This window comes from Leisingera daeponensis, from assembly GCF_019801465.1.
In the GTDB taxonomy this organism is placed as follows: domain Bacteria; phylum Pseudomonadota; class Alphaproteobacteria; order Rhodobacterales; family Rhodobacteraceae; genus Leisingera; species Leisingera daeponensis_A.
This window is the reverse complement of record NZ_JAHVJA010000020.1, coordinates 26,031-36,045: the sequence shown is the minus strand read 5'-3', so window position 1 is coordinate 36,045 and position 10,015 is coordinate 26,031. Positions and strand designations below refer to the sequence as shown.

Here is a 10,015-nt window from a genome sequence, read left to right as displayed (position 1 = left end):
TAAGGCTCAAGACGGTCCATCTGCGCGTCCGTCAGCCAGAAAAGATCAGACATATCACCGCTCATTTTTCGAACCGTGAATCACGCCACCCACCGGAAATCAATGGGTCCTGACCCTAGCATTTCAACGTCAATGGAATAGCCGACTCTTTTCCCGGTATCCTTGTCATTCCCTGCAAGGTACACGCGTATTGCCCATTTTCCGCTGGTCGGGAAAGTTACTTCGGCAGACGTGTCGTCGTCGGCTGTTCCCGTATAAAGTCCGCCAAAGTCCTTCCCCGCTGGCAGGATATTGAAGAAGGCGGAGCCTAAGCCATTCGTGCCTGTGACTCGAAGCGTGGCTTGCATCTTCTGGCCCGCCCGCGCCTTAAGAACATAATCAAAATACTCATGGCCTGCGATTGTTCCGTTGATAGTTGTTTCAGTGGCTTCTCGGAGAAAATTGATGTCGGCAGATTCCTGGGCGCGCACTGCAGTGAAGCTCGCGGCACAGATTATCCCCACTGACAAAAGGGCAGAGAGGCTGTTTGTAAGGAAACACGTCTCACTTTGTAACATTGTGAACTCACGCAATCTCCGCTATCGAGATAGTTCGCAGCTGGGAATGGCAAGTAAAATGCGAAAATTTCTTTCCGTGATTGCGTGCTGAAGCGAATAGCGCCTCCGACGTCTTTAGGCCAAGTCACCGCATATTTTTAGTCCTCAAATACGAAGATGGTCGGCGCCAGTCGCGGCATGGGAAGTCTCTCAGAAAGTCGTCTCTGGACCCAGCTTGAGGTATGCGCCCACCCCGGGGATGACGGTGGAAGAGGTGGACGAAAACTATGTGTCGCGGCGTGCTGCCTCGATTGCGGCAACATTGATCTTCTTCATTTCCATCAAGGCTTCGAATGCGCGTTTCGCTTCTGTCCCGTTCTCGCTTCTTCAACTATGGCGCAGCGAACGTACGGTTGGAAATCCGCCTGTCACTGTGGCTTTGAAAGACTGGTTTGGGGAAATCCTCCCAGTCGCAGGAATGCCGCTGATGCGGGTGGGAAGTAGATCTAGCGCTTTCTGCACATGCATCTGCTGCAAGCGCGCAACTCCGGAAAGTCCGGCACAGGAGCCGCTCGGGCAGGCGAACGGCCTCTGTCTCGTAGATCAGCCATTCACGCCCGTCGCGGCGAACTTGCGGCATGAGCCCATAGGAGAAGTGTGAAAATCGTGCTGCGCGCGCTCGCAGCACGAAAACCCGCTGCGCCGCCGAAATATTTCTGCGGCACGGCAGAAGGAAATTCGGTCGTTGAGGTAGCATACAGAGAATTTTGGACCATGCCCTCACACAGTCCGGTCAAAGTGAAAATTCGCTGCAAGCTGCTTCAATGACGGCAAGCTGCGCTCTTTGCCTGCGGCGCTTCATTGGAAGGGGGAGAGCAGCCGTTCTCTTCGGGTGCCTTCCAAACAAAACCCATAACTACTGCCGACATCGACTGGTGTCTCCGAGTCATGATGTGGCAGGCGGTATTATTGGCAATTTGCTGGACGCTTTCATCTCTTTCAGAGAAAGGTTCGAGCGAATGCTGGTCACTCCCGGCAGGCGGCGCAGGGTGCTGTCGACGAAGGTGCTGTAATCGTCCAGATCCCGGGCCACAACGATCAGCAGGAAATCGTCCGCGCCGGTCGTGTTGTGACAGGCAAGTATGTTCGGGGTCGTCTCAACGATCCGCTGGAAGTCTGCCGTGGCAGCCTGATCGTGTTCCGAACAGCGGAGCTGCACAAATGCCATGACGCCCAGCCCCAGCTTGCGGCGGTTCAGGTTCGCCTGGTAGCCCTCTATAATGCCGTTTTCCTCCAGCCGTTTCAGGCGGCGCCAGCAGGGCGTTTCGCTCATGCCCAGGTTCTCGGATAGCTTCGCGTTGGTCATGCGGCCATCGTTTTGCAGCAGGGACAGGATCTGGGCATTTACGGCATCGACGTCAGGCAAGGGCAGAAACCTTTCGAGAATTGCAGATCGGGAGGGGCTCCCACTCAAGATTACGAGAAATCGTGCAAGATTGGCAAAGTTGTTTCCACGCTGAACGCTATGATTTTCTCAAATCAAAACCGAAGCGGAAAGACACTGCCATGAAAGCTGTCCTGTTTGAAAAGTTCCAAGAAGCACCCAAGCTGGTCACGGTGGATGACGCGAGGCCCCAAGCGCATGGTGTCGTCTTGAAGGTCGCAGCTGCAGGTGTCTGCCGCAGCGACTGGCATGGATGGATGGGACACGACAGCGACATCGACCTGCCGCATGTTCCGGGGCATGAACTGGCGGGCGTGGTCGAGGCGGTGGGCAAGGATGTCACCAACTGGAAGGTTGGGGACAAGGTCACCGTGCCCTTTATCTGCGGCTGCGGCAGCTGTTCCGAATGCCACGCGGGCCACCAGCAGGTGTGCCTGCACCAGGAGCAGCCCGGCTTCACCCACTGGGGGTCTTTTGCAGAGTATGTCGGCATTCACCAGGCCGACCTGAACCTCGTGGCGCTGCCTGAGAGCATGAACTTTGCGACCGCAGCCAGCCTCGGGTGCCGGTTCGCGACATCCTTCCGCGCGGTGATCGATCAGGGCAAGGTGCGCGCGGGCCAGTGGGTGGCTGTGCATGGCTGCGGCGGTGTAGGGCTGTCGGCCGTCATGATCGCGGCAGCTGCCGGGGCCAATGTGATCGGCGTGGATCTCGATCCGGCCAAACTGAACCTCGCGAAAGACCTCGGTGCTGTGGCCGTCATCAACGGGGGCGAGGCCGATGTTCCCGAAGCGATCAAGGAGATCACGCGGGGCGGCGCGCATGTTTCGCTCGATGCGCTCGGCCATCCTGTGACCATGACGAACTCCATCCTCTGCCTGCGGCCGCGGGGAAAACACATCCAGGTCGGGCTGATGCTCGGTGAGCACGCCGCCCCCGCCGTCCCCATGCCCAAGATCGTGGGCCAGGAGATCGAGCTTCTCGGCTCGCACGGGATGCAGGCGCACCGCTATGGCGCAATGCTGGACATGGTTGCCAGCGGCAAGCTCGATCCGGCGCGGCTGGTGGGCGCCCAGATCAGCCTTGCGGATGCGCCCGAGGCCCTGATGAGCATGGACAAATTCCAGTCCGTCGGCGCCACAGTCATCACCCGGTTCTGAGCTATCGGCGGGATTGCTTTCATCGGGCGTGGCAACGAAAGGCACAATGTCATCAAAGTAACGTGGAAAACCCGATGTTTACAGATGTTTGGCCGGGATGTGCAGCGGCCAATGCAAAGGACCGGTTTCAGAGCGCAACGGCAACGCGGATCGCTGCGATACTGCAAGGCGGCAGTGGGCTCAAAGGACCGAGTTCTGCGACTTGCCGGAACGGCAGTTATGGCAAAGTTCCTGGTTTGTTGCACCGCTCGTTTTAGAAACGATCCCTGGATCATTTGCTTGAGACCAGCCAATAGGATCAACGCGGCTCTACTCCAAACAAGTTGCGCTCCCTGGCCAGGTAGGCGAGGCGTGCGGTTGACTTGCAGCCAAATCTTTGCCGCATCCGCAGAAAGCTGGTTTTTTTTGCTGACAGAGAAAGCGAAAACTGCTCAGCGATCTCATCATAGGATCGCTCCTGCTGGATATGCAGGCGCAGCATCCCCAGTTCTTTTCAGAAAGGGACGGAGGCGGAAGCCGCGAGTCAAAAAATCCCGTGACAGTCATTCTCAGCATGCGCATCTCGGCATCCGAAAGTGTGAACAGGCATGCAATTTTGGCTCTGAATCAATTTTGGTGCAACTTCGGCCTCTCTCAGATCAGGGCGCTTGGACGAGCCGCGCTTTGAGCAGGTTGATGTTCGCCCTTCCATACATCTGGCGTTTGAGCGTCTTGAGGCGGTTAATCTGCCCTTCGGTCTGCCCGTTCGACCATGGCTCCCTCACCGCTGCGGCGACCGCGGCTTGATCGCGCCGCAACCCACGAGTGAAGGCACCGAGCAGCCCGTCCTCCGCTTCATTCAGCCATCCTTTCAGCGCGTCTTCGCGAGCATTGCGAACTATGTGCGTAAACCGGTCGGTCTGTCTGCGGGCTTCAGCGAGGGCTGGCAACGAAGCTTCGATCCTCGTGATTTGGATGGCATCTGCCTTGCACAGATGATCCCGGCCCAAGGTCAGGAGGCGGGCAACCTTTCGCGCGGGCGGCGATTTTTTTTGTGCCCGATGGCGCGGCAAGCTCGGCACGGCGCTGGCGCGTGGCCCATTCCCCGACGACACGGAGGCTGCCCTGGAAACCATCGGCCCGTAGCCGGCGCCAGATTTCGGCGCCGTTCCGACAGCCGCCCGCCCATTCCCGCTCCAGCTGCGGCAGCCAAAGAGTCATGCTGCTTTCACGGATGCGGAGAACATCCTCGCGTTCCCCGCGCAAAATCTGAGGAACGAGCTGACGGCTGAGCCCTGTCTGGCGAACGATTCGCCGGAACTACACGCCATCATCAGCCATCTGACGAACCATCCGGTTGGTTTGCTGGCGGCGCAGATAGCCCTCGTTTTGCAGCTTTCAGCGGCCAGGAAAGTCATGCTCGCGTGTTCTAACAGGTGCCAGCGGTCGGCAACCTGAACCGCTTTTGGCAAGGCCCGAGAGACGGCACCGCCATAACCTCAAATGCGGTCTCGGGCGACGACCTCAATCCCCGGACGGGCCCGGAGCCAGGCCTCGACCGTGGCCGGTTCGCGGTCTGAAAGGAGATCAATGACCCGGCGCCGCTCCAGATCGCAGATCAATGTGCCGTATCGCTGCCCCTTTCGCCAAGCTCAAACGTCAATACCTATAACGCGGAGATCACTGCTTGAGACCTCAGCCGTGTCTCGTATGCTGCGGAGGAAAGTATCCTTGCTGACCGGCAGCAGGAGCCGTGCGGCGAGCGCCTGTGCCGGACGCCCGCCGAGTGCCAGGCTGAGGTGCCGTACCAGTCCTTGCAGACGGGAGGTACGCCGCGCATGCGGCCGGGTCACGTCCAGCGGAAACCGCTCCGCAAATATCTTGGCTGGGCACCGCAGAGCACGGCAGCGAAAGCGGCGAACCAGCAGGGCCAGTTCCACCTTCCGGCCATGCGCAGGAAGATCGGCAGGCCGTCGGCGGTACCTGCTGTGAACATGGCGTGAAACCGTGCCGCAGCGTGGGCACGCTGCCGCGGCTTTGGCGGGACGCGAGTGGATCCGGACCGCGTTCCCAGCAAGCTCAACCTGGTCGGCCTTGAGACCTGCTGGCAGGAAATCCCGACGTGAAAACTGTGACGCCATCGGCAACCTCCTCCCAAAACTGCCGATATATAGCGCTTGGCATGTTGGACTGCACCAAATCTGCTTCAGAGCCAAAGATCCGTGCCGATTGACAGATAATGCCATTCCGTCTCCGCTATCCTTCGCCTGACGCTTATTTCCTTGTCTTTCCGCCGACTGATACCGGCAACCCCTCCCTGGAAGCTTTTACCTCTTGGATCAGCGCGCACGCAAAACTCCACAATCGCTGGTTTTCCGACTTCTGGGCTTAGTCCGGATGCCGGGACCCTGTGCCGGTGCCGCGAGCGATGCCTCCGCATCCGCCGCTTCCGTTCAGATAGTCTGCCAATTCAGGTGCCGGTCCAACCGGGCCGGCGCTTCTCCGCAAAAGCGGCTGGGCCTTCCCTGGCATCATGTGAACCTGCAACACCGGCCCACAGGTCTTCGGACAGCCTGAAAAGTTGCGCCTCGTTTTCGCGTAGAGCAGACCGGACAATGGCAAGGGTGGCCGCAATGCCCAGCGGGGCATTCTCAGCGATCTGCGCGGCAAGCTGGCGCGCGGTGTCCATCAGCTTACCGGGAGGCGCGATGCGGTTGACCAGACCAAGATCCCTGGCCTCCGTGGCGCCAATGCGGCCGCCTGTCAGCGCCAGCTCCAGGGCGCGGGCCGGCGGGATGCGTTTCGCCAGCCGGAACGGGCCGCCGGCGACGGCAAAGATGCCGACCTTGACTTCGGTCAATCCAAAGACCGCCTCTTGTTCAGCGACGATCAGGTCGCAGGCCAACGCGATCTCCAGCCCGCCCGCCAGTGCTGCTCCCTGCACGGCCGCGATCAGCGGCTTCTTCCGGTCCGCATCGGCAATGCCAGCGAAACGGTTTTCGCCAAACAGGATTTCGTCAGCCTCACCGTCGGCAAAAGCCTTGAGGTCCATACCGGCGCAAAAGACCTTGCCCCGGCCCGCGAGGATGCCGATTTGCGCCGCCGGGTCGGCCTCAAACCGCGCGAGCGCCTGACGCAGTTCACGCGCCAGCCCGGCATTCACGGCGTTGCGCTGCCCGGGCCGATTCATTGTCAGGACGCAAACACCGTCTGCAACCTCGTAGCTGATCAGGGCGCTCATTTTTCTGCTCCGTGCTGTTTGCCGGGTAAACCGGACGGCAATGCCGGTTCCCCCTCGGTTCAGCGGCCGGTAAAGTCCGCGGTGCGTTTTTCCAGCAGGGCGTCGACAGCCTCTGCGTGGTCTTCGGTCTGATGGCTTGCCCCCTGGTAGGCGGCGGCCAGTTCCAGCACCGAGGACAGCCGCGTATTGAGGCCCTCGCGCAGCAGGCGTTTGGCCATGCGCAGCTGCCGGGGCGGGTTTCTTGCAATCCGCGCCGCCAGGCTGCGCGCTTCGTCCAGCAGCTGTTCAGGCTCCACGACCTTGGACACCAGCCCCCATTCAAGGGCGGTGGCGGCATCAACCGGATCGGCGGTAAAGGTCATCTCCGCCGCCCGCGACAGCCCGACCTGGCGCGGCAGAAGCCAGGCGCCGCCATCACCGGAAATCAGGCCCACGTTGACGAAATTCTCGGCAAAGGCCGCGCGGGTTGAGGCAATGCGGATGTCGCACAGGCAGGTCGTGTCGCAGCCGGCCCCGTAGGCCGGGCCGTTGACAGCGGCGATCAGGGGCACCTCGCATTCCCAGATGGCCCGGGCAACGCGCTGGATGCCCTTGCGGTAACCGTCTTTGACCGACACCGCGTCGCCGGCGAAGATGCCGCTTTTTTCCTTCATGTGCTTGAGATTGCCGCCGGAGGAGAACGCCTTGCCCGCACCGGTGACAATTGCGGCCCGAACGCTCTGGTCGGCATTGATCCGGTGCATCGCCTCCACGATCGCGTCGCACAGGTCATGGTCGGTCAGCGGATTGCGCGCTTCCGGCATGTTCAGCGTCAGCGTGACGACATGGCCGTTCTGTTCATAAAGTAGTTTGTCCGTCATGGCGGTGTCCTCAGGCTTGCAAATCGGGGGGATCGAATTCCGCGGCAAGCTGGCGTTTCAGCACCTTGCCGCTGGGGTTGTAGGGGAGAGAGTCCAGGAAAACGTAACGCTTGGGGCGCTTGTAGGGCGCCAGATCATCGCTTGCCTTGAAGAAGGCGTCGAGTCGCTCGGGGGTGAGCGCGGGATCAGACCGGACCACGAACGCGGTCACGATCTGCCCCCATTTCCCGTCTTTCAGGCCCACGACTGCGGCTTCCTGCACACCGGGGCAGCGGTAGAGGATTTCCTCGACTTCGCGGGGGTAGATGTTCTCCCCGCCAGAAACGATCATGTCGTCGGCCCGTCCGTGGAAGTAATAGAACCCGTCCTTGTCCTGGCTGAACAGGTCGCCTGTATAGACCCAGCCGGCCTTGAGCTTTTTCTGCGTCTCGAAGGGTTTGTTCCAATAGCCGCCCATCGTCTGCGGGCCGCGCACGATCAGCTGGCCGATCTTGCCGCATTCGACCGTTTCCGACGGCGAGACTTCGCGGTTCTGGTCATCGGTGATGATCCGGCATTCTGTGATCAGCGTCGGCTTGCCGCAGGATCCGGGCTTACGCAGCGCATCCTCCGGCCGCAGCACCAGTGCCAGCGACGCCTCTGTCATGCCGTAGCCGTTAAAAATGCCGGGGCAGAAATCCGACATCACCCGTTCCATGGTGGCGGAGGAAATCGCGGCGCCGCCGGTAGTGATCAGCCGCAACGACGACACGTCGAAATCCGGGAGCTGCGGGTGGAACAGCATTTCCTGGATCTGCGTGGGGACCGCAAACAGCGTGGTGATCTTTTCGGCGGCAATGGTTGCAAGCGTCTTTTCCGCCTCGTACCGGCCGATCACCACGTTGGTGCCGCCGACCAGAAGATGCGGGATGAAATAGGCTTGCATCCCGCCGACATGGTACAACGGGGCAATATGCAGGGCATTGTCCGCGTGGCTAAGCGAATATTCCATCACGCAGTTCATGGCGATGGCGAGGTCGTTGTTGTGGGTATGGGTCACCCCTTTGGGCCGCCCGGTCGTGCCGGAGGTGTAAACCAGCGACGAAATCGAATTGCCGTCGGGAACGGGGCGCGGTTCGTTGCGATCGGCGGTCAGTTCGGCCAGCGTGTCGAAATGGTGGTGGCCGGCGGGGATGTTGGCCGGATCATATGCGCAGCTGATGTAGTCGTGCACAGAGCGGACGTCTGCCGCGATCTTCAGCGTGTTTTCGGTCAAGGCCCGTCCGTAAACCAGCACGCGGGCCCCGCTGTCTTGCAGGATATAGGCTGCTTCGCCGGGGGACAGGCGGAAGTTCATCGGGACCGCAACGGCGCCCAGAAGCTGGCAAGCAAAATAAGTCGTGACCGAGTTTTCGGATGTCGAGACGTAGAACGCCACGCGGTCGCCCGGCCGCACCCCCAAATCGGCCAGTGCCTGAGCAAACCGGCGCACGCGGCCCAGCCATTCGGCATAGGTCCATCGCCGTTTCTCGTAGACGAGCGCATAGTGGTCTGGGTAGCGTTCCGCGGAAGCTTCCAAGATGCGGGCTATATGCATCGGGGCGGTCCTTTGGATGGATCAGAGGTTCGGCCGTATCGCGGGCATTTCCCGCGCGGCGATCAGGTATTTGCACATTTCCGACGTGCCGCCGACGATCGGCAGCGCCCGGGCATCCCGGTAGAGCTGCTCGACGCGGCCGTACTGGCGCGTCACGCCGTCACCGCCCAGGATCTGGACGGCACGGTCGGTGCAGAACACGGCGGTTTCGGCGGCCACCAGCTTGGTCTGGCTGGCCTCCCGCATCAGCTCCTTGCCGTCAATGCCGTCGTCATACATCTTGGCGGCGCGGTGGGTCAGCAGTTCAGCAGCGTCGATGCGCCAGCTCATCTGCGCAATCATATCCCAGATCAGCTGTTTCTGGCCCAGCTTCCCGCCAAAGCTTACCCGGGTCTGGGCGTGCTCCCTGGCCAGGTCGAACGCCGAGCGCGCAACGCCCAGGCCGGATCCGCCGAGGATCACGCGCTCGAAGTTGAAAGCCCCGAGCATGATGCGGAAACCCGCATTGACCTCTCCCAGAAGGTTCTCTTCCGGCACGCGCACATTGTCCAGCGCCACCTCGCCCACGACCGATCCGCGGCGGCCCATGAAATCATAGGTGCTGGGGAAGGACAGGCCGGGCGTGCCTGCGGGCACCAGGATCGCGGTCATGCCCTTCTGCGGGGCGGTATCCGGATCGGTGATTCCCCAGACGATATAAACATCGGCCTTGGACGCATTCGAGATGTAGCGCTTGAAGCCGTCGATCACCCATTCGCGGGTCTTTTCATCAAAGCGGATGCGGGTTTCCATGCCCGCGCTGTCAGAGCCGACATTGGGTTCGGTCATGCAGATCGACCCGACCGCCCGCCCTTCCAGAATCGGCGTCAGATAGCGGTCGCGCAAGGCCGGGCGCGCGTGCGCATGTATCGGAAAGGCGCAGGACAGGGCCGTGGCGATCGTGGTTTCGAACGCATAGTTCAGATAGGCTGCTTCTTCCGAGACGATCACGGCATGGGTCAGTCCCGGCTTGCTGAGCGGCCCCTGGTAAAGATCGCGGAACATGACTTTCAGGTATCCGGCCTGCCCCAGCGCTTTAGCAACGGCAAGCTGGGCCGAAAAATCCTGATCGCCTTCGATCGCCGGAACCCGCGGCGCCAGCTCGCGGGAGAGGAAATCGCGCACTTCGGCGCGAAAGGCGCGGTCCTCGGCGGACAGAAAGAAATCGTGCATCGGTGCC

9 protein-coding genes and 1 pseudogene are annotated in these 10,015 nt (G+C 60.9%); 2 read left to right on the top strand and 8 right to left on the bottom strand.

From position 1 onward, the window contains the following. Window positions 1-80: 80 nt before the first annotated feature. Window positions 81-557, bottom strand: a complete 477-nt coding sequence (locus tag KUV26_RS22380; RefSeq protein ID WP_222510101.1) for a hypothetical protein — start codon at window positions 555-557, stop codon at window positions 81-83. A 238-nt stretch (window positions 558-795) separates the two neighbouring features. Here KUV26_RS22380 and KUV26_RS22375 point away from each other — a divergent pair, with 238 nt between their 5' ends. Beyond that, window positions 796-1,197: a hypothetical protein gene (locus KUV26_RS22375; protein ID WP_222510100.1), complete on the top strand. Its 402-nt coding sequence runs from the start codon at window positions 796-798 to the stop codon at window positions 1,195-1,197. Between the two features lie 285 nt (window positions 1,198-1,482). On the opposite strand, the gene KUV26_RS22370 is transcribed toward KUV26_RS22375, so the two are convergent. Continuing rightward, window positions 1,483-1,962, bottom strand: coding sequence for an Lrp/AsnC family transcriptional regulator (locus KUV26_RS22370; RefSeq protein WP_222510099.1), 480 nt, complete (start codon window positions 1,960-1,962; stop codon window positions 1,483-1,485). A gap of 140 nt (window positions 1,963-2,102) precedes the next feature. Between KUV26_RS22370 and KUV26_RS22365 the strand changes: the two genes are divergently transcribed. Next, window positions 2,103-3,140, top strand: a complete 1,038-nt coding sequence (locus KUV26_RS22365; RefSeq protein ID WP_222510098.1) for a zinc-dependent alcohol dehydrogenase family protein — start codon at window positions 2,103-2,105, stop codon at window positions 3,138-3,140. 298 nt (window positions 3,141-3,438) lie between these two features. Here KUV26_RS22365 and KUV26_RS22360 read toward each other — a convergent pair whose 3' ends face one another. The 6 genes and pseudogenes from KUV26_RS22360 to KUV26_RS22335 form a co-directional block, all read right to left on the bottom strand. Beyond that, window positions 3,439-3,621: a hypothetical protein gene (locus KUV26_RS22360; RefSeq protein WP_222510097.1), complete on the bottom strand. Its 183-nt coding sequence runs from the start codon at window positions 3,619-3,621 to the stop codon at window positions 3,439-3,441. A gap of 157 nt (window positions 3,622-3,778) precedes the next feature. Beyond that, a pseudogene (locus KUV26_RS22355) lies at window positions 3,779-5,260 on the bottom strand (ISL3 family transposase). 329 nt (window positions 5,261-5,589) lie between these two features. Further along, complete coding sequence (locus KUV26_RS22350; protein WP_222510096.1) at window positions 5,590-6,360, bottom strand: enoyl-CoA hydratase-related protein; 771 nt, start codon at window positions 6,358-6,360, stop codon at window positions 5,590-5,592. 59 nt (window positions 6,361-6,419) lie between these two features. Next, entirely contained in the window at window positions 6,420-7,220 is an 801-nt protein-coding gene (locus KUV26_RS22345; RefSeq protein WP_222510095.1) for a crotonase/enoyl-CoA hydratase family protein, read from the bottom strand. 10 nt (window positions 7,221-7,230) lie between these two features. Then, entirely contained in the window at window positions 7,231-8,796 is a 1,566-nt protein-coding gene (locus KUV26_RS22340; RefSeq protein ID WP_222510094.1) for a class I adenylate-forming enzyme family protein, read from the bottom strand. Between the two features lie 21 nt (window positions 8,797-8,817). Beyond that, window positions 8,818-10,008 (bottom strand): acyl-CoA dehydrogenase family protein, encoded by a 1,191-nt coding sequence (locus KUV26_RS22335; RefSeq protein ID WP_222510093.1) that lies wholly within the window; start codon window positions 10,006-10,008, stop codon window positions 8,818-8,820. Window positions 10,009-10,015 lie beyond the last annotated feature (7 nt).

Bases quoted from the DNA above. Each gene is read 5' to 3' on its own strand.
- KUV26_RS22380 (WP_222510101.1), bottom strand. From the start codon at position 557: ATGTTACAAAGTGAGACGTGTTTCCTTACAAACAGCCTCTCTGCCCTT.
- KUV26_RS22375 (WP_222510100.1), top strand. From the start codon at position 796: ATGACGGTGGAAGAGGTGGACGAAAACTATGTGTCGCGGCGTGCTGCC.
- KUV26_RS22365 (WP_222510098.1), top strand. From the start codon at position 2,103: ATGAAAGCTGTCCTGTTTGAAAAGTTCCAAGAAGCACCCAAGCTGGTC.
- KUV26_RS22360 (WP_222510097.1), bottom strand. From the start codon at position 3,621: ATGCTGCGCCTGCATATCCAGCAGGAGCGATCCTATGATGAGATCGCT.
- KUV26_RS22350 (WP_222510096.1), bottom strand. From the start codon at position 6,360: ATGAGCGCCCTGATCAGCTACGAGGTTGCAGACGGTGTTTGCGTCCTG.
- KUV26_RS22345 (WP_222510095.1), bottom strand. From the start codon at position 7,220: ATGACGGACAAACTACTTTATGAACAGAACGGCCATGTCGTCACGCTG.
- KUV26_RS22340 (WP_222510094.1), bottom strand. From the start codon at position 8,796: ATGCATATAGCCCGCATCTTGGAAGCTTCCGCGGAACGCTACCCAGAC.
- KUV26_RS22335 (WP_222510093.1), bottom strand. From the start codon at position 10,008: ATGCACGATTTCTTTCTGTCCGCCGAGGACCGCGCCTTTCGCGCCGAA.